We start from the raw sequence: 23,695 nt of genomic DNA on the forward strand, positions 1-23,695 counted from the left end.
AGTTTACCAAAAATTAATGTATTTCGCATGAAACGTGTAACTTAAATAAAATTGTAGATCTAGCATTTCTTCTGTATTAGTGTGTTACAATTGATACAGTAATTTAGTCGTTATGCATTTCGGAAGTGAGGAAAAATATGACACGCCGGGAAAAAATTTTAGCTTACTTGAAAAGCCATGATAGTTCTGTCTCTTTGGGGCTGACAACTCTTGCTATTTCTGAAGCTTTGGGCTTGGTACGTTCTAATGTTAGTAAAGAATTGAACACATTAGTACGTGAGAATATTTTACAAAAATCAGATGGGCGGCCTGTCCGTTACTTCTTGAGAGTAGAAGATAGGGTAACTCAACAGCAAGTTAGTAAAAAAAGAAAGGAGCTTGGCACAAAGCGTGACCTAGATCGAAAAGTGGTGGATCGTTCAAACTTTGAAGCAAACCAAGGATCCAATGACACTGATTTTTTTGAAACTATGATCGGACGTAATGACAGCTTGAAAAATCAGGTCGAACAGGCAAAAGCCGCGATCTTATACCCTCCACATGGATTAAATGTGTTGATCACAGGGCCTACTGGTTCTGGGAAAACCTATTTTGCAAATGCCATGTATCAGTTTGCTTGGGAAAAAAATGTTTTGTCTCATGAAGGAATCACAGTTTTTAATTGTGCCGATTATGCGCATAACCCCCAATTATTGATGTCCCAATTATTTGGTTACACTAAGGGAGCATTTACTGGCGCAAATGAAGAAAAGGATGGTTTGATCCAGCAATCGGATGGCGGCATGCTGTTTTTGGATGAAGTGCACCGTTTGCCGCCTGAAGGTCAAGAAATGATCTTTTATTTTATGGATCATGGTACCTATAGCAAGATGGGTGAGTCAGGAAAAACGCATCATGCGGATGTTCGCTTGATTTGTGCTACGACGGAAGATCCCGAAAGTTCTTTATTGCAAACTTTTATCAGACGGATACCTATCATGATCAAAATGCCTGCCTTCAAAGAACGGACGATGCGTGAAAGAGTTGCTATGTTGAAACGCCTCCTAACAATAGAGGCAAATCGGATCCAACGAAATATAAGATTAAATGAAGACGTTGTTCAGGCTTTGATAGGTAGTGTCACGTATGGGAACGTCGGTCAGCTGAAATCCAACATCCAACTGGTTTGTGCTCAGGGATTTTTAGGCAGTATTAACAACGAAACAGAAATCAGTTTGGATTTTGACAGCATGGCGACTAGTATCAAGGACGGTTTGCCCCGTTTAGCTTCAGATCGTGAAGAACAACGACAACTAACTAAACTTTTGGATCCAACTATGATAATTCAGCCTGATAATTCTACTATTGCACCGACACCACGAGATAACTATGAACTACCGTATAACTTGTATGAAGTTATCGGTGAAAAAGCACAAGTTTTGCAGGATGAGGGACTTGATCATGCTGCCATCAATAATTTTATTATGACTGACATTAATGTCCACCTGAAGTCGTTTTATAAAAATGCTAAATTTGACCGGACCGAAAAAAGTTTCAATGAGATCATCGATCAAGACATAATCGACGTAACTAATGAGATCGGCCGATTTTTGAAAGCCGAACGCTACGATGTTGGCGAAAATTATCTTTATGGAATGAGTCTGCACATCAGTTCGTTTATCAAACGTGTACAGTCTGGTAAGCCGTTACGCCGAGTCGCTAATAACATTATTTCTATGGTCAATGATTACCCGCGTGAATTTGACCTTGCAAAAAAAGTGAAGAAGATGCTCGAGGAACATTATGGTATGCCTGTGCCAGATTCAGAGTTGTATTACTTGGCAATACTTTTAGCTTCATTAAAAGCTGAACCTGAGATCGGTAAAGTTGGGATCGTAGTGGCCGCCCATGGCAATAGTACCGCTTCTTCGATGGTCCATGTCGTCAAGCAGCTTTTATCTGCTGACAATTTAGAGTCATTTGATATGGCTTTGGAAATGGATCCGCAGTCTGCATTGAAGGGGATCGCGCATAAAGTTAAACGAGTTGATCATGGCAATGGTGTCTTACTGATGGTCGACATGGGTTCTTTAAGTACTTTTAATGGTAAACTTGAGGAAATGACAGGTGCAATGGTTAAAACGATCGATATGGTGACGACTGCAATGGTATTAGAAGCTGCGCGGAAGTCTTCTTTAATAGATAGTGATTTAGACCTGATATATAATGAGCTAACGGATTTTAATGGTTATTCACGTCCTGTTATGAACCAAGAACAAAATGTCGATGGGTTAGAAGTTGGAGATTCAAGACATCGAGCAATTGTTGCTTTGTGTGCGACAGGACAAGGGACTGCCGAAAAAATCAAGAAGATCTTAGACAGCATTTTGGTCGACCATTTGATCGATGATATAGTGGTGATCCCGATCTCAGTCGTCGGAATGAGTCAAACTCTGGAAGGCTTGAAGCGAAATTATCGTATTATTGCAACGACTGGTGTGACACGTCCAAAGATCCCTGTTCCGTTTATCTCTTTAGAGGACCTATTACAAGGCGGCGGTGAAAAGTTTGTTGATATGATCCAGCAGGTGGAAGATATTCCGAAGCAAGAAGATGTACAAGTGGACCTCGAAAAGTCTGAAGATCTAACAGAACAAAAAGCCCAACAGTATCTGGGACAGTATTTTACTTTTATTAACCCGCAAAAATTGATCGGTGTTTTATGGAACTATTGCGACTATATTGCGGAGCGAGTAGATTTTGCGTTTACCAGTTCTTTACGGATCAGCGTTGTAATGCATCTTGCCGGAGCTATTGAACGTTGTTTGACTAACTCGCCGATCACAGCTTCAAGAAAAGAGATGCAAAGCGTTCAAGAGGAAAACCTTTATCAAATAGTGATCCAAGCTAATAAAGTGATCGAGACTACCTTGAACTTAAAACTACCAGAAGAGGAATTGTATTATATTGTAAAATTGTTTGATACAGAAACTGCTCAATAATATACACTAATAACCTGGTACACTAATTTTGTGTATCAGGTTATTTTAGTATCTGCAAAATATATTGTTAAATCAAAGAATGTCAGTGATACACAAAAGTTGGCACGAAAATTGCTTTATGTATTAGTGGATTATTCTGATTCGGTTTTCCTATTATGGTCGTTTTGCTTGCTGAATGAATTTGTTATCATTTTTTACTTTTTATTTGAGCGGCTATCGATTTGCTTAAGGGAACTGACTTAGGATCTCCACAGTATATTTTTAATTTGACTTATTATTAGGTCTTACAATGTGAAGGTGATCAACATGGACGTCCGGTTATTACGCATTGACAGTCGGCTGTTACACGGACAAGTTGCTACTAATTGGGCTAAAGTTTTAAAGGTCGACCGGATCTTAGTTGTTTCGGATCAAGTTGCCCGAGATAACATCCGAAAAACTTTGATCAGGCAGGCCAGTCCTCCCGGTGTCAAAGTTCATGTAATTCCACTGATGAAAATGCTCAGGATATATTTTGATCCGCGCTTTAATAGTTTTAAAGCATTGATCTTGGTGGAAGACCCTCAGAATGCAAAAATTTTAGTTGAAAATGGAGTCCGTGTTAATTTGGTCAACATCGGGGCAGTGAGCTTTAATAGTTCACGTAAGATGGTGACGGATACGATCGCAGTTGGCAAGGACGATATTGACGCATTCACTTGGTTACATGAGCAAGGGATCAAGCTCGATGTCCGTAAGGTTTCCGGAGACACTTCTAAAGATCTCTGGAAGGTCCTGACGGAGAAGGGGTTGGTCGATCGAACTTCAAAGAAAGTTGATCAGTAATAAGTTAAGTTGAAATTTTTTATAACTACTCCGGTTTTCCGGAAAAATTTTATTGTGGGAGGTATACAAAATGGTAGGTATTATCCTCGCGAGTCATGGTAGTTTCGCGGAAGGCATTTTTCAATCTGCTGAAATGATTTTTGGCAAGCAAGAAAATGTCCAAACGGTTACTTTACAGCCGAGTGAAGGTCCGGATGATGTTCATACGAAAATGGAAAAGGCTATTGCCACGTTTGATGACCCAGAACAAGTTTTGTTTTTGATCGATCTTTGGGGCGGTACACCATTTAACCAAGCAAGTAACATCTTTGAAGAACACAAAGACACTTGGGGTATTGTAGCCGGTATGAACTTGCCGATGGTTATTGAGGCCTATGCATCTCGTTTGTCGATGGATTCAGCACAAGAAATTGCTGCTCATATCATTGAAACGGCAAAAGATGGCGTAAAAGTTAAACCAGAATCATTGCAACCAGAGGAAGCCGAAGCACCGGCTGCCGTTGCTGATGATGGTCAGCCTAAAGGTGGTTCTATTCCAGAAGGGACAGTGGTTGGTGACGGCAAGATCAAGTATGTTTTGGCACGTGTTGATTCACGTCTGTTGCATGGACAAGTTGCAACGTCGTGGACGAAGACTACTGCCCCAAATCGGATCATTGTTGTTTCAGACACCGTAGCGCACGATAAGATGCGTAAGAGCATGATCATGCAGGCAGCTCCTCCTGGTGTTAAGGCTAATGTAGTTCCTGTTGAAAAAATGGAGGAAGTTGCTAAAGATCCTCGTTTTGGAAAAACAAAAGCCTTGATCTTGTTTGAAAATCCAGAAGATGCTTTACGTGCTATCCAAGGTGGAATGGATCTTGCTGAGTTAAACATTGGATCGATGTCGCATTCTACTGGAAAAGTGGCCGTTAACAATGTTTTGTCAATGGGACCAGAAGATGTAAAAACCTTTGATGAATTGAAGAAGATCGGCGTGAAGTTTGATTTGCGCAAGGTTCCTTCTGATAAAAGGGGTAACTTTGATGAATTAGTTGAAAAAGCCCGCAAAGAATTAGGCTTGTAAGTTTTGTAAAAAGGAAAAGGAGGGTATTTCATGTCTGCTATTTCGATGATATTAGTAGTGATCGTGGCGTTTTTCGCCGGCATGGAAGGTATCTTGGACGAATGGCAATTTCACCAACCATTGGTGGCATGTACATTGATCGGGTTGGTCACTGGTCATTTGACCGAAGGAATTATGCTAGGCGGTGCATTGCAAATGGTCGCTTTAGGTTGGGCAAACGTTGGTGCTGCTGTTGCTCCTGACGTTGCTTTGGCTTCAATTGCTTCAGCTATTATTTTAGTTCAGGGTGGACAAGGCGTTAAAGGTGTTGGTTCAGCCGTAGCTATTGCTATTCCTTTGGCAGTTGCCGGTTTATTCTTGACAATGATCGTCCGGACCATCACAGTTGCTATTGTTCATTTGATGGATAAGGCAGCTAAAGAAGGCAATTCGAAGATGATCGATTTCTGGCATTACGTATGTATTTGTTTGCAAGGATTACGTATTGCATTGCCTGCAGCTCTTTTGTTAGTTATCCCAGCTTCATCAGTACGTTCAATGTTAGAAGCAATGCCAGATTGGTTGAATGATGGTATGTCAATTGGTGGCGGAATGGTCGTTGCCGTTGGTTATGCAATGGTTATTAATATGATGGCTTCACGAGAAGTTTGGCCGTTCTTCATTATTGGTTTCGTAATTGCTGCCATTTCCGATCTGACCTTGATTGCTATCGGTGCCTTGGGTATCGCACTTGCATTGATGTACTTGACTCTTGATAAGAGTGGGTCAAATAGCGGTGGCGACAATGGTGGTAACAGTAATACTGGCGACCCATTGGGCGACATTCTCGATGATTATTAGAATTGAAGGAGGGAAATACAATGGCTGAACCGGTAGTAAGTGAAAAGAAAATCGTTTTAAGCAAACGTGATCGTTTGAAAGTTGCATGGCGGACACAGTTCCTGCAAGGTTCTTGGAACTACGAGCGTATGCAAAATGGTGGCTGGTGTTATTCAATGATCCCCGCTATCAATAAATTGTATCAGAAAAAAGAGGATCGAGCCGCTGCATATCAACGGCATTTGGAATTCTTTAATACTCATCCATACGTAACTTCACCGATCATTGGTGTTTCGTTGGCTTTGGAAGAAGAACGTGCTAATGGTGCACCGATCGATGATGCTGCTATCCAGGGTGTTAAGGTCGGAATGATGGGACCTTTAGCTGGTGTTGGTGACCCTGTATTTTGGTTTACGATCCGTCCAATGATAGGGGCTTTAGGAGCTTCGCTTGCAATTGGTGGAAACATTATGGGCCCTATCTTGTTCTTTGTTTTATGGAATATTATTCGTTTAGGAACTATCTGGTATACACAAGAATTTGGCTATAAAACAGGTAATGCCATTACTGAAGACTTGTCTGGCGGTCTATTACAAATGATCACCCGTGGAGCTTCTATGATGGGTATGTTTGTTATTGGTGCGTTGATCGAACGGTGGGTCGACATCAAGTTTACTCCGGCTGTTTCGAAGATCCAGCAACAAAAAGGTGCTTACATCGATTGGGATAAATTGCCTTCTGGAAAAGCTGGTATCCACGATGCATTGCAGCAACAAGCTGATGGACGCACTTTAGACAAAGTTAAGGTTACAACTTTGCAAGATAACTTGGACGATTTGATCCCTGGTTTAGTTCCTTTGCTGCTGACATTCCTTTGTATGTGGCTGCTTAAGAAGAACGTTTCCCCAATTGTGATCATTTTAGGTATCTTTATTGTAGGTGTTGTTGGTCACGTTATTGGACTTCTTTAATTTTTGAGTAGGAATATAGTTAATAAGACGGTCTCGTTGCAATTGCACAGTGAGATCGTTTTTGCTATAACCAACAGAGCAGTATTAAACGCAAACAGTTTTGGAGGAATTGATCTATGTTTGGCAAAAAGAAGAAGAGAGAAAATGATCGAGTCAATTCGATGAATACTCAATTAGACCTGGTTATACCAGGTACATCTCACATAGGCCTAAACAGTTATGGACAGATCATGGTTGGTGATAAGGCTTTTGAGTTTTATGACGAGCGTGATCCTAATAATTACGTTCAGATCCCTTGGGAAGAAGTTGATCTGGTCGTAGCCTCAATTTATTTTGGCGGTAAGTGGATTCCACGATACGGCTTTCAAACCAAGAAGAATGGTATGCTAAATTTTTCTTCTAAAAATCCTAAGAAAGTATTACGGGCTGTGCGACTTTATATTGCCCCTGAGCGGATCGTTCGTTCGTTGACCTTCTTTCAGGTTTTAAAACGAGGAGTTAAAACCATGTTTACGAAAAAAGATGAACTTTAGTAGTTTTTAATTAGATGCAGAACTAGATTGCTGACGTGGCAGTCTAGTTTTTTTGTAGCGTAAAATTAAATAATTAATATGCATTCTCGCTTTAATACTTGCGTAAAGTTTTCATATATATTTGTTGTTACTTTTGTGTGAAACCGGTATTTTAAAAAAGATCAAAAAAGTTGTTGACGCCGACTTGTTTTGGCGGTATATTATTAAACGTTGTCGCAAGGAGAGAATTGCTGCAATGCTTTAGTTAAAAAAGTTGTTGACTTTCTTATTGATAGTTGATATACTTTAAAAGTTGTCGTTTCAAGTAATTAATGATTGCTTTAGATAGTCAGCTGTATAAATTAAATTAAATAATTCTTGACAGGAAATTAATATTTTGATATCATACAGTTGTTACGGAGAACAACAAGTAATAAGTAAGTAGATCTTTGAAAACTGAACAAAGTTTCGACAAATCAAATGTGTGAGGTCGCTTATCCTAGTGATAAGTGCAAACAACATTTGCGAAGTCAATTCGCTAGTAAAATTTATGAGTCACAAACTTTAAAATGAGAGTTTGATCCTGGCTCAGGACGAACGCTGGCGGCGTGCCTAATACATGCAAGTCGAACGCAAACTGCCGACATTGAATGCTTGCATTCAGCGTTGGCAGGGCGAGTGGCGAACGGGTGAGTAACACGTGGGCAATCTGCCCAAAAGTGGGGGATAACACTTGGAAACAGGTGCTAATACCGCATCGACCGGCTGACCGCATGGTCGGCCGGGTAAAGACGGCTTTTAGCTGTCGCTTTTGGATGAGCCCGCGGCGTATTAACTAGTTGGTAAGGTAACGGCTTACCAAGGTGATGATACGTAGCCGAACTGAGAGGTTGATCGGCCACATTGGGACTGAGACACGGCCCAAACTCCTACGGGAGGCAGCAGTAGGGAATCTTCCACAATGGACGCAAGTCTGATGGAGCAACGCCGCGCGTATGAAGAAGGTCTTCGGATCGTAAAATACTGTTGTCAGAGAAGAACACGGGATAAAGTAACTGTTGTCCCGCTGACGGTATCTGACCAGCAAGTCACGGCTAACTACGTGCCAGCAGCCGCGGTAATACGTAGGTGGCAAGCGTTGTCCGGATTTATTGGGCGTAAAGGGAACGCAGGCGGTCTTTTAAGTCTGATGTGAAAGCCTTCGGCTTAACCGGAGAAGTGCATTGGAAACTGGGAGACTTGAGTGCAGAAGAGGAGAGTGGAACTCCATGTGTAGCGGTGAAATGCGTAGATATATGGAAGAACACCAGTGGCGAAAGCGGCTCTCTGGTCTGTAACTGACGCTGAGGTTCGAAAGCGTGGGGAGCGAACAGGATTAGATACCCTGGTAGTCCACGCTGTAAACGCTGAATGCTAGGTGTTGGAGGGTTTCCGCCCTTCGGTGCCGCAGCTAACGCACTAAGCATTCCGCCTGGGGAGTACGATCGCAAGATTGAAACTCAAAGGAATTGACGGGGGCCCGCACAAGCGGTGGAGCATGTGGTTTAATTCGAAGCAACGCGAAGAACCTTACCAGGTCTTGACGTCTTTTGACCATCTGAGAGATCAGCATTTCCCTTCGGGGACAAAATGACAGGTGGTGCATGGCTGTCGTCAGCTCGTGTCGTGAGATGTTGGGTTAAGTCCCGCAACGAGCGCAACCCTTATTGTCAGTTGCCAGCATTCAGTTGGGCACTCTGGCGAGACTGCCGGTGACAAACCGGAGGAAGGTGGGGATGACGTCAAGTCATCATGCCCCTTATGACCTGGGCTACACACGTGCTACAATGGACGATACAACGAGTCGCGAGACCGCGAGGTTCAGCTAATCTCTGAAAGTCGTTCTCAGTTCGGATCGTAGGCTGCAACTCGCCTACGTGAAGTCGGAATCGCTAGTAATCGCGGATCAGCATGCCGCGGTGAATACGTTCCCGGGCCTTGTACACACCGCCCGTCACACCATGAGAGTTTGTAACACCCAAAGCCGGTGCGGTAACCAGTTGGAGCCAGCCGTCTAAGGTGGGACAGATGATTGGGGTGAAGTCGTAACAAGGTAGCCGTAGGAGAACCTGCGGCTGGATCACCTCCTTTCTAAGGAAAAATTACGGAAACTCACACGATTTGTACAGAAACTTTGTTTGGTTTTGAGAGGTCTACTCTCAGATCCGTTCTTTGAAAACTGAATAACATTTATTTCTTGATCAATAATTTTATTAAACCGAGAACACCGCGTTTGAAAGAGTTTCAAACAAGAATTCAAAAATGAAGTAGTAAACGCAAACTCATGACCCATTTATCTACGATAAATGTCAGGTCAAGTTAGGAAGGGCGCATGGTGGATGCCTTGGCACTAGGAGTCGATGAAGGACGTGACTAACTGCGATATGCTTCGGGAAGCTGTAAGTAAGCAATGACCCGGAGATCTCCGAATGGGGCAACCCGATGACTGTAACGAGTCATGATCGCTGGCTGAATACATAGGTCAGGCGAGGACAGACGCAGGGAACTGAAACATCTAAGTACCTGCAGGAACAGAAAGAAAGATCGATCCCCTTAGTAGCGGCGAGCGAACGGGGGACAGCCCAAACCAAGAAGCTTGCTTCTTGGGGTTGTAGGACTGGACATTTGAGTTAGCAAGAAGCACTGTAGCTGAACGACTTGGGAAAGCCGGCGAGACAGGGTGACAGCCCCGTAAGCGAAACAGTCCTTCCTCAGTCCAGGATCCTGAGTACGGCGGAGCACGTGAAACTCCGTCGGAATCCGGGAGGACCATCTCCCAAGGCTAAATACTACCTAGTGACCGATAGTGGACCAGTACCGTGAGGGAAAGGTGAAAAGCACCCCGGGAGGGGAGTGAAACAGTTCCTGAAACCATGTGCCTACAATTAGTCAGAGCCCGTTAAGGGGTGATGGCGTGCCTTTTGTAGAATGAACCGGCGAGTTACGTTAACGTGCCAGGTTAAGGTGGAAAGACCGGAGCCGCAGCGAAAGCGAGTCTGAACAGGGCGAATGAGTACGTTGACGTAGACCCGAAACCAAGTGACCTACCCATGTCCAGGTTGAAAGTGCGGTAAAACGCACCGGAGGACCGAACCCGTGTATGTTGAAAAATGCTGGGATGAGGTGTGGGTAGCGGTGAAATTCCAAACGAACTTGGAGATAGCTGGTTCTCTCCGAAATAGCTTTAGGGCTAGCCTCGGGAGTTAAGGATCGTGGAGGTAGAGCACTGTTTGGACTAGGGGCCCGTCTGGGGTTACTGAATTCAGATAAACTCCGAATGCCACTGATCTTGTCCCGGGAGTCAGACTGCGAGTGATAAGATCCGTAGTCGAAAGGGAAACAGCCCAGACCACCAATCAAGGTCCCTAAATATGTGTTAAGTGGAAAAGGATGTGGGATCGCACAGACAACTAGGATGTTGGCTCAGAAGCAGCCACCATTCAAAGAGTGCGTAATAGCTCACTAGTCGAGTGATCCTGCGCCGAAAATGTAACGGGGCTAAACACATTACCGAAATTGTGGATCCGACCGTCAGGTCGGGTGATAGGAGAGCGTTCTAAGGGCGACGAAGCCGGACCGTGAGGACCGGTGGAGCGCTTAGAAGTGAGAATGCCGGTATGAGTAGCGCAAGGTCAGTGAGAATCTGACCCACCGTAAGACTAAGGTTTCCTGGGGAAGGCTCGTCCTCCCAGGGTCAGTCGGGACCTAAGCCGAGGCCGCAAGGCGTAGGCGATGGGCAACAGGTGGAGATTCCTGTACTGGACCGGTCTGTTTGAGCGATGGAGGGACGCAGGAGGCTAACGGAGCGTGCAGCTGGAAGTGCACGTCCAAGCAGCGAGTTGCAGGACGAGTCAAATGCTTGTCCTGGCGGAAGATGAGCTGTGATGGGGAGCGAAATTTAAGTAGCGAAGGAAGTCAGGTCACACTGCCGAGAAAAGCTCCTAGCAAGGATCGGTCCACCCGTACCGCAAACCGACACAGGTAGTCGAGGAGAGTATCCTCAGGTGAGCGAGTGAACTCTCGTTAAGGAACTCGGCAAAATGACCCCGTAACTTCGGGAGAAGGGGTGCTGGTCTGACGACCAGCCGCAGTGAATAGGCCCAGGCGACTGTTTATCAAAAACACAGGTTTCTGCAAAATCGTAAGATGATGTATAGGGGCTGACGCCTGCCCGGTGCTGGAAGGTTAAGAGGATGAGTCAGCGTGAGCGAAGCTCAGAATCGAAGCCCCAGTAAACGGCGGCCGTAACTATAACGGTCCTAAGGTAGCGAAATTCCTTGTCGGGTAAGTTCCGACCCGCACGAAAGGCGTAACGATCTGGGCACTGTCTCAACGAGAGACTCGGTGAAATTATAATACCCGTGAAGATGCGGGTTACCCGCGACAGGACGGAAAGACCCCATGGAGCTTTACTGTAGCTTGATATTGGGTGTTGGTGCAACTTGTACAGGATAGGTAGGAGCCGTAGAACACGGGACGCTAGTCTCGTGGGAGGCAGTGGTGGGATACTACCCTCGTTGTATGAACACTCTAACCCGCGCCGGTTGATCCCGGCGGGAGACAGTGTCTGGTAGGCAGTTTGACTGGGGCGGTCGCCTCCCAAAAGGTAACGGAGGCGCCCAAAGGTTCCCTCAGAATGGTTGGAAATCATTCGCAGAGTGTAAAGGCAGAAGGGAGCTTGACTGTGAGACTGACAAGTCGAGCAGGGACGAAAGTCGGGCTTAGTGATCCGGTGGTCCCGCATGGAAGGGCCATCGCTCAACGGATAAAAGCTACCCTGGGGATAACAGGCTTATCTCCCCCAAGAGTCCACATCGACGGGGAGGTTTGGCACCTCGATGTCGGCTCATCGCATCCTGGGGCTGTAGTCGGTCCCAAGGGTTGGGCTGTTCGCCCATTAAAGCGGTACGCGAGCTGGGTTCAGAACGTCGTGAGACAGTTCGGTCCCTATCCGTCGCGGGCGTAGGAAATTTGCGAGGATCTGTCCTTAGTACGAGAGGACCGGGATGGACACACCGCTGGTGTACCAGTTGTCTTGCCCAAGGCAGCGCTGGGTAGCTAAGTGTGGTCGAGATAAACGCTGAAAGCATCTAAGTGCGAAACTCACCTCAAGATCAGATTTCCCATTCCTTTCTGGAAGTAAGACCCCTGAGAGATGATCAGGTAGATAGGATGGCAGTGGAAGTGCCGCGAGGCATGGAGCGGACCATTACTAATCGGTCGAGGACTTGACCACAGAGTGGCGCAGGACTCGGTAAAAGCAGCGAGCAAGGATGAATGTTAGTCAGTTTTGAGGGAGCGGATCTCTCAAAGAAAGAAATACGAGTGCGGTGGTGCGGGCACGAAGGCTACACCTGTTCCCATGCCGAACACAGCAGTTAAGCTTCGTCACGCCGAGAGTAGTTGGGGGATCGCCCCCTGTGAGGGTAGGTAGCTGCCGCGCATTATTAGGTCATTCCTTTTTTTAGGGATGGCCTTTTTTAGTGGTTTAATATTTGATTTTAAATTTTTAACAGTCCGGACTTTTTTATTAAAATTGGCGTTATCTTAAATTTTGGATAACCGGATTCTCGATATTCAAGAGATTTATAACAAAATTTTTGACGATGTTGCGTATATCTCGCCTTTATTGTAAGATTTGAGAAGTGGTGGCATTCCTCTCTTTTTAATAAAAGGAAGCCCCCTGATAATTAGTTCAAGAAAAAAGCAACTATTATTCCGAAAATTAACTACATATAGAACCTATAAAGTAAGTTTCAACTATGTGAGATTAAATAAAACATAGTACTGTTGGATCTGCTCAACAACGCAAAAAGTGTAACCAAGTAATGATCTGTGGCTTTTTGTTAGTTATATTGTTTAAAATACGTTAATATTAGTAAAGAAAGTGATAAATAGAAAGGTGATGGAAGATCGATACATGAAATCAAGAATGGAACTTAAGCAAGAAGCAAAGGGTCTTTTGAAAGGACATTGGGGTAAAGCCATTGGCTTAAATATTCTACAGATCTTACCCATTTTTTTGGTTATTTTTATCGTAGCTGCGGTTTTTGTAATAGTCTTTGCGTCTTTATCTCAAAGTCCGGATGGTAGTTTCGCCGATGGAGTTGCTACAGGAGCTGCAAATGGCGAGAGTAGGACATCTTTTTTTACCAATATTTCTTCTTCTTTGATCGAAACACTTTTCATGGTTGGTGTTAATTTCACTTTATTGGATTGGTTACGCACCAAAAATTCAGATTTCAGCGTTGTGCGGGGGATCTTTAGTGTTTTTACTAAAAGAGATTTCTTGCCGGTAGTGGTTTTGTGGATCATTCAAGGCTTATTTGAATTTTTCTGGACATTGCTTTTCATTATCCCAGGGATCATTAAGTCATATGCATATTCACAGACTTACTATATTTACAAGGATATTGCAGACGATGGCGGCGATGAAGATTTAAATTATTTAGATTATGTGACCAAGAGCCGCCAGTTAATGAGAGGTCACAAATTTGAATTCTTCGTTTTACAACTAAGTTTTATAGGGTGGGATCTTTTAACTATATTGACGCTTGGAATTGGACAAATTTGGTTGATCCCATATAAGAATGCAACATACATGGCCTATTATCGTTCCTTAGCCGGCAATCAATTTAAAAAAGATGTATCCCCTGATACAGATAATGATGCTTATTTTGAAGCATAACAACTGGACAGCAAAAACGAACTCAATTAGCAGGGTAAGTAAATTTACCAGCTAGTTGAGTTTTTGACTTTGAGTTACTCTGAATAAGAGTGTTCTAAAAATTTAAGTAGAAATAAAAAAATTAACTTGCTAAAGAGCGGCAAAATGCCTAATGTATTAATTAAGATAATAAATAATTAAGGATGATCAAAATGGAGAAAGCTGGAATTTTTCATGATGCACAAGGCGCCATGCTTTTTGAAAGTGGTGTAAATGCCATCACGCTTCGTTTTAAAAGTAAACACGATGATGTAGCCAGGGCAGAATTGTTATATAGTGATCTGTATGCTGAGACAGATCCCGAGAACGGTTGGCACCCGGATGTGGCAGGAATGAAAGTTGTGTTGAAGAGTAGTGAGACAGATTATTGGAGTGTTACTGTCCAATTGCCTAAGACCCGCAGGTTAAAGTATGCTTTTCATTTGGTAGCATCCACTGGTGAAGAATACATTTATGACTCGCTTAAGATAGAGCTTTTTACGGCTGACAGTTTAACACATAGTACACCATTTATTGTGCCATATTCATATCCAAATGAAGCTTTTAAGCAGCCAGCCTGGATCCAAAATACTTTATGGTATCACATACTTGTAGATCGGTTTGCTAATGGTGATCCGCATTCTGATCCAGATGATGTAGTTGAATGGAGAACAAAAGAACCATCAGATACAAATTTTTTTGGAGGAGACCTCCAAGGGATCAAGGATCATTTAGAGCATCTTGGAACGTTAGGAGTAAATGGTTTGATTTTAAGCCCGATTTTTGCGGCTTTCTCTAACCATAAATATGACGCAGTTGATCCATATAGTATTGACCCTTATTTTGGTAGGAAAGAAAATTTTAGGAGTTTAGTTGAAGAAGTTCACGAACATGGGATACATATTGTTTTAGAAATAGTGTTGGATCACCTAATGGATTTTTCTCTTCAATGGCAAGATGTTAAACAAAAGGGGGAAGAGTCTGCATTTTTTAATTGGTTTTTGATAGACTCACTACCTTTAGAATATACACCAACTGATGAGCCAAGTTTTTCAACTGATATATCCTATCGTGTTAAAGGTAATGACCCACATCAGCCTAAACTTAACTTGCATAATGTAGAAGTTCGCCAGTACCTGTTTGATTTAGTTAAATATTGGATCACTACTTTTGATATTGATGGCTTCAAAGTCCTGAACTTACAGGAAATGGATGCAAGTTTTTTAAACGAATTAATAAAGATCATTAAAAAAATCAAACCAAGTTTTTGTTTAATGAGTGAAACTAATAGTCAAGCGCCTGCTTTGCTCAATGGTTCGCTTTTAGATACAGCTGTAAATAGAGATGTAATTCAGATTTTAAATGACTACTTCGTCCAGAAAAAAATAAATGTGTCCGAAATGGTCACTGCACTAAATGACAATATGATGGAATATAAAGAGGCAAGCAACAAATCACTGTTGCTTCAATTTGACGGGCCTAATTCGCCGCGTTTAATGTCATTGTGTGAAGAAGACGGACAATTAGCCCGTTTATTACTTGCTTTTGTTTATTTGCTACCATTATCTCCTAGCCTATACTATGGCACTGAATTTGGGTTAAAGGGTGGTCAAGTTCCTGCTAATCGTGAATGTATGCCCTGGAAAGCTAGCGAACAAGATCAAACGATGTTTCGTTTCGTAAAGTTGCTCGGTGAGTTTCGCAATAAAAACAATTTGATTTTAAATGAAGGCAGTTTTAATTGGGTGCAAGTCAGCAATAAGAAAGATTACTTGAGCTTTACTCGGGGTTCAAATGGCAAACGTATTTTTGCGTTATTTAACGTTGGTTATGGCAGTATCAAGTTTATTTTTCCACCTAAAGCAAAACTGATCCTTAGCCAAAATTTGATCAAGGATCAAAATCGGATCGGACATAATGGTTTTGTGATCGTTGAAGCATAAAAAATACTTATAGTAAAAAAGAAGCGGAAAACCGCTTCTTTTTTGTTTGTTGCTTGATCAAATTTAATCGCAAGAGTCAATTCAAACAACTCTTTCTAAGGCTTATTAAGGATGAATATAAGTGTATTGGCTGGCATTAGAGATCGTTTGATAGTTAGGACCGCCTGGGTTAGAAAAGCCCATGCCGCCTTGAGAAATAGTAACGGTATTGCCGCTGACACTTTCTACATAAGCAACGTGTCCGGCGGAACCATCAGCTGTCCATTGACCACCAACTGACTGACCAGGATGGAAGACAACTAATGAACCGGCTGTTGGTTGGTTATTAACTGCAAATCCTTGTGAGCGTGCAGATGAATCCCAATTTCCGCCGTTGCCCCAGTAATTGCCAGCCCAACTTGCTCTATTTTTAGCAAACCACGTACATTGACCATAAGCATAGGTATTGCCGGCAACGTTAGTAGCTTGTCCATGTTGCTGATCAGGTTTAGCAGCAGGAGTAGTTTGAGTGTTATTGCTGCTGTTACTTGCTGATTGCTGTGGCTTAGAAGCTACATTAGTAGTTGAATTATGGCTTTGTTGAACATTGTTATTCGATGCTGATGTGTTAGGTTGCTTTTGAGTGTTTTGCTGTTTATTACCAGCATTTTGAGCAGGTTTTGCAGCCGAAGGATCCTTCGCTGGATCATTGATCGTCAAAGACTGGCCAACTTGCAAAGCTGACGATGATAAAGCATTTGCCTCACGAATAGAAGCAACCGTGACACCATAATCGTTAGCAATTGTAAAGAGTGATTCACCGCTCTTTACTGAATGTGATGAATGGTTAGCTGAGACCTTAGATTGAGCCTGGGCGTTATTTTGAACGGCATTGGTCTTAACAGGTTGAGCTTCTTGTTGCGACTGATCACTGTTTGAACTAGCTTGAGTCTTGGCAGGCTGAGCTTCTTGTTGCGACTGAGCACTGCTTGAACTAGCTTGAGTCTTGGTAGGCTGAGCTTCTTGTTGCGACTGAGCACTGCTTGAACTAGCTTGGGTCTTGGCAGGGTGAGCTTCTTGTTGCGACTGAGCACTGCTTGAACTAGCTTGAGCCTTAGTAGGTTGAGCTTCTTGTTGCGACTGACTATTACTTTGGCTAGCTTGTATCTTTTGCTGTGGAGCTGCTTTTGCTTCAGCTTGTGGAGCTTCAGCCCTTTTGGCAACTGGAGTTTCTTGTTTAGACTCCTCCTGTTGCACATTTTCAGTTTCAACTTGCTTAGAAGGCTGTACAGCTTTTTGAGACTGTTGTGGCTGAACACTTGGTGCACTTCCCTTAGCCGGAGTCACTGGAGTAGCTTTTTTGGCTTCAGTGGATGCCTGTTGTGCCCTTGCCTGTTTAGGAGCAGGAGTTGCAGCTTTGACAGCAGTCCCTTCAATTTTAAGTGTCTGCCCAGGTACGATCACGCTGTTAGTTCCTAAGGCATTTAATGAACGAATGTGATCAACGGAAGTACTGTACTTTTGAGCGATAGACCAAAGAGAATCGCCAGCTTTTACTTCATATGTAGAAGTTGCATTTGGCGTTTTTTCCTTAGGAGCTGCTTTAGTAGTTGCTTTTGCAGCTTTGTCAGGAATTTGAATAGTATGGCCTTTAAAAATCAAATGTGACTCTGAATCAACATGGTTTAATTCCTCGATCGACTTGATCGAAACCCCATACTTCTGAGACAGACCCCAAACAGTATCGTTTTGGGTCACCTTGTGTGTAGTATTGGCTGAGACTGTATTACCGCCAGCGAGAAATAAACCAGCGAGTCCTACAGTACCCAGTATCAATTTTTGCGATTTTTGTTCCAAATATTGTCACTCCCTATCTTTTTTTCTAATTTGTTCTTACAACTGAATGATTATATTCTAACTCATTAACGTATGAGTGCAAGGAAATAGCTCCTAATCTTTAAATTAGAGAACAATTCCGTCACACACTTAAATTATACCTTATTTTTGACAAAATAAAAAGCCATCCAATTTGGATGACTTTTCTATAATTATTAGTTTTGGTGGATAAATTGTACACCGGATGCACTAACAGTCTGAGTATTAGGGCCGCCAGGATTTGAGAAGCCTGTGCCGCCTTGCTGGATCGTTACTGAATTACCACTTACACCAGTAACATAAGCAACGTGACCTGCACCTGGAGCAGCTACCCAGTCGTATGCTCCGGAGCCGACTCCGTGAACCGTTTGGCCACCGCCAAATACAGCAATTGAGCCAACAGAAGGTGTGCTATTTACTGTGAAACCAGCACTTCTAGCAGAACTAGCCCAGTTTTGACCATTACCCCAATTATTTCCAGCCCAGTTAGCTACATTCTTAACATACCATGTGCATTGTCCGTATGGGTAGGTATTAGCACTGCTGCTGTTGCTAGCAGCCTTCTTTTGCTGTGTTGGTTGTTGTTGAGTTTGAGTCTTTTGAACCTGTTGTTTTGGTGCTTGATAATTTGAACGGTCCGAAACATTAGGAGTACTATTGTTACTTTGAGCAGCAGGTTGCGCAGCTTTAGGCTGAGCTTGAACTTTTTGTTGTGGCTGAGTCTTAGGCTGAGCTTGTGACTTTTGCTGCTGTTGCTGACTTTGAACGTTGTTATTATTTTGTGAACGAACTTGAGCGGCTTGAGCCTGTTGCTTAGCAGCGTTAGGATCCTTAGTAGGATTATTGATAACCAATGATTGTCCGATCTTAACTGCAGCGTTATTCAACGCATTTGCTTGCCGGATAGAATCAACTGAAACACCGTACTTATTTGCAATAGTGAACAATGATTCACCTGAAACAACCGAATGGTTTACATGATTAGCAGCAACTTGCGGTTGAGCTTTAGGTTGCTGATCCTGTTTTTGTGGCTGAGCAGGTTTCTGAGCTTGAACTGGCTGTTGCACCTGTTTTTGCGGTTGTGCCTGTTGTTGAGGTTTAGCTTGTTGCTGTGGCTGAACCTGCTTTTGCGGCTGTACAGCTGGTTTAGCTGGTTGGGCAACTGCCGTACCAACGACCTTTAATGTTTGGCCTGGTTGAAGAGCTGAAGAGCTCAAGTTATTCAGTGCCATTAACTTTCCAACACTGATCTTGTGGGCTTGTGCGATCGTCCAAAGTGAGTCGCCGGCTTTTACAGAGTATGTAGAAGTTTTGGCTGTTTGTTTTGGAGTAGTTGCCTTAGCAGGTTTAGCCTTAGCGTTTTTTTCAGGGATCTGAATATCTTGTCCAGGATAAATCATATGAGAATTTGAGCTAATATGATTTAACTGTTCAATAGATTGAACGGCTACACCGTATTTTTGTGAGAGACCCCACACTGTATCGTTATTTGCTACTTTATGAGTTGAGTTAGCTGAAACACTTGTAGTACCAGCTAAGAATAAACTAGCTGCACCGACAGTACCAACTAACAATGATTTTGTTGAATGATTCAATGTCTTCACTCCTGATTAATTTGTAATTTTAGTATTTGTTTGATTTCTACAACTGAATGATTTTATTATAACACCTAATTATTGCAGTCCAATTCAAATGAGTTTACAAAATGGTATAGTCCTGTAACAAAATTGCTGAAAGGTTGATATGTTGGTACTCTATAGAATTTTTTAAATTTAAATTTGACGAAGTGATTTTCAATATTTACTTGGAACAAGTATATTTTAATGTTTGAAGTGCTTTTTTATCTACAATGTTACAAAAAGATTACTCAATTTTTAAGAGGTTAAACATTGAGAGTACTTACCGGTATTCAAAAAAATTAACCGGCGGGAATTTTTTTGGTTAGGTTGTATTACAAAAATGTTTCTTAAAATTACATATGTGTTACAGAAATTTGGAGGAAAGTTTCTAAAACATGCTGTTAAAATACTATGAAATCGGCAACCGCTATTTAAGTCATTGAATCTAGTATTACAAATTTCTAAAGCAAAAGTGGTATAATGAAGTTCCTTGGCAGGGGCACTATACAGTTAGTCTTTATGAAAAACAGTGGGGTTTATTATTCCCGCTGTTTCTTTTTTTGTTTATTGATGGAGGAAGTTGTAGTGAGTACTAAAATGGATAGAATTAAGAAAATAACTAAACAGATCGAACGTGACCCACAAAATCAAGATTATACAAGTAGAGGTATTGGGCCATTATTTTTAGCAGATCCACGTGCCAAAATATTGATCGTTGGTCAGGCACCAGGACGAGTTGCCGAAAAAACAAGGTTGACTTGGAATGATCGTAGTGGGGATCTCTTGCGTGAATGGATGGGTGTTTCACGTGAAGAATTTTATCATTCTGGCTTGATCGGTATAATACCGATGGATTTTTACTTTCCAGGAGTGGGGAAGGGCGGGGATATGCCGCCACGTCCGGGATTTGCTCAAAAATGGCATGGTCCACTGAGGGAAACCATGCCTGAAGTTGAGCTGACCTTGTTGGTTGGCAGTTATGCTTGTCGCTATTATCTTGATCTAAAGAAAAGCGCTCGTTTGGCGGATGTTGTTCATGACTACCAAAATTATTTACCAACGTATTTGCCGTTGGTCCATCCATCACCACGCAACAAACGCTGGCTGAAAAATAACCCGTGGTTCGAGACAAAAGTGATCCCTAACCTCCAGAAACGCGTTGCCAGACTATTGAGACGTTAAAGTTCAGTTTCTGCTAGGATATTTTGATAAGCCTGATAAGTTTGGTCGTCAAAACAAATGATTTTAACGCTAAGAGAAAAACTTAAATCAGCCAGTGTCCGAATTGCGATCAGTGCGGCCTGGTTTAGTGGGAAACCATATATTCCAGTACTTATGGAAGGAAAGGCAATACTTTGACAATTGTGTTTTAAAGCTTCTTTCACACAATTTTTGTAGCAGTTTGCCAGTAATTGTTCTTCGTTATTGTTTCCACCATGCCAAACCGGTCCCGGAGTATGGATAATATAGTGGGCAGGTAGATCAAATCCAGGTGTCGTTTTAGCCTCACCAGTCAGACAACCGCCTAATTTCCTACAAGCTTCATCTAGTTTAGGGCCAGCTGCATGGTGTATCGCGCCATCGACACCACCACCGCCACGCAGACTTGTGTTAGCCGCATTAACTATTGCATCGACCATTTGAGTAGTTATATCTCCTTTGATAATTGTAATGTTAGTCATTTGATTCACTTCCACATATATTTTTACATTTAGTATAAAAAATTGTTGTCTATAAAACAAAGAAAACGCTATGTGGTAGTCTCTAAAAGAGATGACATAGCGTTTTTATTATTGATTATTTTTGATCAGTTACGGATAAGTTTAGCCGGGCAACACTTCTGAGAATCATTAAACCTAAGATCACCTCGATCGGAAACATGATCAAATTTTTAGGGCCACGAACCGCGATCAAGGCTGCCCAGGGAGCTTGGTATAAAACATGGATCCACAAAGTGTTGAAGAAGATATTAGTAACTAATGTTTGTACGGCCTCATACAGAACTAAGCGCTGCCAGGTTATTTTTTGGTTGTGTAAGAATAAACCTGTGATCACTCCAGAAATAAAGGCGGTCAATGTAAAGCCGATAAAAAATTGAGAACTCGTTGCTAGTAAGGTATTTGCAATTAGGTCATCCAAGATCTTAGCAACACCGCCAAGCCATGGACCCAAGAAATAGCCTAACAACATGGTGCCAATGAAGCCAAAGCTTATTTTGACTAGCGATTCCGAACCAACAGCCAACTTTCCTAAAATTACGTTTAAAGCGATCAAAAAAGCAGCTAATGATAAGGTCCGTGTAGTTAGTTTTGGACTTCTCCAAGATAGCATCGTCATAATAAACATCTCCCTAGATTATATTAGGTTGCGCTAAACTAGCTTAATTTGCTGCAAACCTTATTAAGGGGGAGACAAGCACCGAGAATATTAAATTTTTGGTGAATGCGGAAAAATAGCGCGAACCTATGACGGAGGTCCTTCTGTCGATGTTCACATTCCGTTCCATCGACCCTTGACGTTACAATCCCTACCCCTAACTGTTTAAATATAGCACAGACTATTATAAAATACTAGCAGCTAAGCTTACAAAAAGTAAGATAATTTCTAAAGGTGATTTAAAGGCGCCATAAATTACAACAAGATCCTTGATATTTATATTGTGGAAGTAAGCAAGTCAAATATTAGTTATGAGCCGTGCTGACCTTTTGTTTTAAGATCGCGCCGCCATAGAGTAAGGCTTCGATCACAGTGATGAAAAAGCTGACTGGCCAGTCGGTGACAAAACTAAGATATAATCCTAACCAGACTCCCACTAAAACAAAACAGAAGGTTAAGGCAATCATTTTATTTAATGAATGAACGAAATATTTTGCAGCCTGCGCTGGGATAGTCAATAAGACGAAAATTAATAATGAACCTACTATCTGAGCTGTAATACTGATCGTTAGAGCTAATAAAACCAAGAAAATGATCGAGATCAGTTGATTAAAACGCTGGTTGTATTCCGCCCCTTGAGAATCGAAGGAATTATAGGCAAGCGGACGAAATAACAAGGCGACGATCAACAATAAAACAATACTTAATAGGACTAAGGTGAGCAGGTTGGACCTGTCGATCCCGACAATACTGCCGAAAAGAATGCTCGTAGCATAACTCGATTGTTTTTGAGAGAGTGACAGAAATAAGATCCCCAACCCTAAAAAAAGGCCTGAAAAAACACTGATCGATGCTTCACGACGACCAACTTTTTCACCAGATAACCCGATAAATAAACCACTGGCACAAGTAAATAACAGCATACCAAATAAAGGCGGGATCCCCGCAAATACACCGAAGGAGGCTCCAGAAAAGCCGATTTCAGATAGTGTGTGAGTGAAAAAGGAGGTTTGCCGTGCGACAACGAAAACTCCCATGAATGCACAGATCAAAGCGATAAAAATACCGGCAATAAACGCATAACGCATAAAATTATATTCCAGCATTACTTAGTAACCTCCTTTTGACTTAAACTAGCAGTTTGAGACTGTAATTTTAGTTCAAAGTCGCCATATTTTTCGATCAATTCCGGATCATGGGTAATAAAGAGTACGGTTAGATCCCTGGCGCGCATGATGGATTTTAACATTTGCAATAAAAAGTTTTTGGATTCGGTATCTAAGCTGGCCGTTGCTTCATCCAGTATCAAAAGCTCCGGATCAGAGCACAAAGCTTGCGCTAGATACGCTCGTTGCTTTTCACCGCCGGAAGCGTGACCTAGTGGTTGAGACGCTATCTTGGCCAGCTTAGTCTCTTCCAAGATACCCTCGACTTTGGTCTTCATTTGCTTAGAATTCCAGGGTAAAAATCTTTTCTTGAGTCCAAATGATACAAAATCGCGGATACATAAGGGGTAATCATCATCGATATTGCGTAATTGTGGAACGTATTGGATCTTGTTGCGGCCGATTTTTGCTTGAACATGTTGAGTGCGATGATGACCCAAGTCCTCAAGGATGTGCTTGATAAGAGTTGTTTTACCTACACCATTTTCACCTGTGATACACGTTAATTTGTTTTTTGGAAACGAAAAATTAAGGTCGGAGAATAAAAGACGGTCAGGGATCCTGAGGTCTAAATGTGTAACAGTTATAATATTTTCCATGAGATCATTACTTTCTTTGAATTTATTGTAAAGGGTACTGAAATTTTAATTTATTGATGCTTACATAGAATGGTAGTTTCTGAAAACTATAATGATAAATCACCCTTAATACAATCACTTCGAACAATCGTACAGTTTATAAATGTTGCTGTCAAGCATGTTTGCTAGCGTAAGTGAAACAATTACTATTTACAAAAGCTTCAAATTTATGCTGTACTC

The 23,695-nt window shown here is 42.2% G+C and carries 15 protein-coding genes, 3 rRNA genes and 1 riboswitch; of the genes, 12 read left to right on the forward strand and 6 right to left on the reverse strand.

All coding sequences use genetic code 11. The features are described from left to right. The first annotated feature begins 137 nt into the window (after positions 1 to 137). The 11 genes from AC3XNE_RS06365 to AC3XNE_RS06415 all read left to right on the forward strand — a co-directional run bounded on the left by AC3XNE_RS06365 (position 138) and on the right by AC3XNE_RS06415 (position 15,862). Positions 138 to 2,981 (forward strand): sigma-54-dependent transcriptional regulator, encoded by a 2,844-nt coding sequence (locus tag AC3XNE_RS06365; RefSeq protein WP_489831276.1) that lies wholly within the window; start codon positions 138 to 140, stop codon positions 2,979 to 2,981. 306 nt (positions 2,982 to 3,287) lie between these two features. Then, complete coding sequence (locus AC3XNE_RS06370) at positions 3,288 to 3,806, forward strand: PTS sugar transporter subunit IIB (RefSeq protein WP_489831277.1); 519 nt, start codon at positions 3,288 to 3,290, stop codon at positions 3,804 to 3,806. Between the two features lie 70 nt (positions 3,807 to 3,876). Then, entirely contained in the window at positions 3,877 to 4,872 is a 996-nt protein-coding gene (locus AC3XNE_RS06375) for a PTS sugar transporter subunit IIB (RefSeq protein WP_489831278.1), read from the forward strand. A 30-nt stretch (positions 4,873 to 4,902) separates the two neighbouring features. Continuing rightward, a complete protein-coding gene (locus AC3XNE_RS06380) occupies positions 4,903 to 5,712 on the forward strand; it encodes a PTS mannose/fructose/sorbose transporter subunit IIC (protein ID WP_489831279.1) in 810 nt (269 codons plus the stop codon). A 20-nt stretch (positions 5,713 to 5,732) separates the two neighbouring features. Continuing rightward, positions 5,733 to 6,662, forward strand: coding sequence for a PTS system mannose/fructose/sorbose family transporter subunit IID (locus AC3XNE_RS06385; RefSeq protein ID WP_489831280.1), 930 nt, complete (start codon positions 5,733 to 5,735; stop codon positions 6,660 to 6,662). A 116-nt stretch (positions 6,663 to 6,778) separates the two neighbouring features. Next, positions 6,779 to 7,195, forward strand: a complete 417-nt coding sequence (locus tag AC3XNE_RS06390) for a DUF956 family protein (protein WP_489831281.1) — start codon at positions 6,779 to 6,781, stop codon at positions 7,193 to 7,195. 544 nt (positions 7,196 to 7,739) lie between these two features. Next, positions 7,740 to 9,304: ribosomal RNA gene (locus AC3XNE_RS06395) — 16S ribosomal RNA — on the forward strand. Positions 9,305 to 9,525: 221 nt separating this feature from the next. Continuing rightward, a 23S ribosomal RNA gene (locus AC3XNE_RS06400) occupies positions 9,526 to 12,449 on the forward strand. A 90-nt stretch (positions 12,450 to 12,539) separates the two neighbouring features. Continuing rightward, positions 12,540 to 12,656 (forward strand): 5S ribosomal RNA (gene rrf / locus AC3XNE_RS06405). The 16S, 23S and 5S rRNA genes sit together here, the layout of an rRNA operon. 477 nt (positions 12,657 to 13,133) lie before the next feature. Then, positions 13,134 to 13,901, forward strand: a complete 768-nt coding sequence (locus AC3XNE_RS06410) for a DUF975 family protein (protein WP_489831282.1) — start codon at positions 13,134 to 13,136, stop codon at positions 13,899 to 13,901. Between the two features lie 191 nt (positions 13,902 to 14,092). Continuing rightward, on the forward strand, positions 14,093 to 15,862 hold the full coding sequence (locus AC3XNE_RS06415; RefSeq protein ID WP_489831283.1) for an alpha amylase N-terminal ig-like domain-containing protein: 1,770 nt from the start codon (positions 14,093 to 14,095) through the stop codon (positions 15,860 to 15,862). Positions 15,863 to 15,967: 105 nt separating this feature from the next. Here AC3XNE_RS06415 and AC3XNE_RS06420 read toward each other — a convergent pair whose 3' ends face one another. Beyond that, positions 15,968 to 17,698 (reverse strand): LysM peptidoglycan-binding domain-containing protein, encoded by a 1,731-nt coding sequence (locus tag AC3XNE_RS06420; protein ID WP_489831284.1) that lies wholly within the window; start codon positions 17,696 to 17,698, stop codon positions 15,968 to 15,970. Between the two features lie 194 nt (positions 17,699 to 17,892). Next, on the reverse strand, positions 17,893 to 19,311 hold the full coding sequence (locus AC3XNE_RS06425) for a LysM peptidoglycan-binding domain-containing protein (RefSeq protein ID WP_489831285.1): 1,419 nt from the start codon (positions 19,309 to 19,311) through the stop codon (positions 17,893 to 17,895). A gap of 621 nt (positions 19,312 to 19,932) precedes the next feature. Here AC3XNE_RS06425 and AC3XNE_RS06430 point away from each other — a divergent pair. Continuing rightward, positions 19,933 to 20,517, forward strand: coding sequence for a uracil-DNA glycosylase family protein (locus AC3XNE_RS06430; protein ID WP_489833381.1), 585 nt, complete (start codon positions 19,933 to 19,935; stop codon positions 20,515 to 20,517). On the opposite strand, the gene AC3XNE_RS06435 is transcribed toward AC3XNE_RS06430, so the two are convergent. The 4 genes from AC3XNE_RS06435 to AC3XNE_RS06450 form a co-directional block, all read right to left on the reverse strand. Then, a complete protein-coding gene (locus tag AC3XNE_RS06435) occupies positions 20,514 to 21,017 on the reverse strand; it encodes an O-acetyl-ADP-ribose deacetylase (protein WP_489831286.1) in 504 nt (167 codons plus the stop codon). The genes AC3XNE_RS06430 and AC3XNE_RS06435 overlap by 4 nt on opposite strands. 115 nt (positions 21,018 to 21,132) lie before the next feature. Further along, a complete protein-coding gene (locus tag AC3XNE_RS06440) occupies positions 21,133 to 21,672 on the reverse strand; it encodes a folate family ECF transporter S component (RefSeq protein ID WP_489831287.1) in 540 nt (179 codons plus the stop codon). 97 nt (positions 21,673 to 21,769) lie between these two features. After that, positions 21,770 to 21,872, reverse strand: a riboswitch (THF riboswitch). A gap of 144 nt (positions 21,873 to 22,016) precedes the next feature. Continuing rightward, positions 22,017 to 22,817, reverse strand: a complete 801-nt coding sequence (locus tag AC3XNE_RS06445) for a metal ABC transporter permease (RefSeq protein WP_489831288.1) — start codon at positions 22,815 to 22,817, stop codon at positions 22,017 to 22,019. Next, the gene (locus AC3XNE_RS06450) at positions 22,817 to 23,476 is read right to left on the reverse strand and encodes a metal ABC transporter ATP-binding protein (RefSeq protein ID WP_489831289.1); all 660 of its coding nucleotides are present in this window, start codon (positions 23,474 to 23,476) and stop codon (positions 22,817 to 22,819) included. The genes AC3XNE_RS06445 and AC3XNE_RS06450 overlap by 1 nt, the downstream gene beginning before the upstream one ends. Between the last annotated feature and the right edge of the window lie 219 nt (positions 23,477 to 23,695).

The sequence above is a fragment of the Ligilactobacillus sp. JN-6 (Y).1 genome (genome assembly GCF_058111525.1).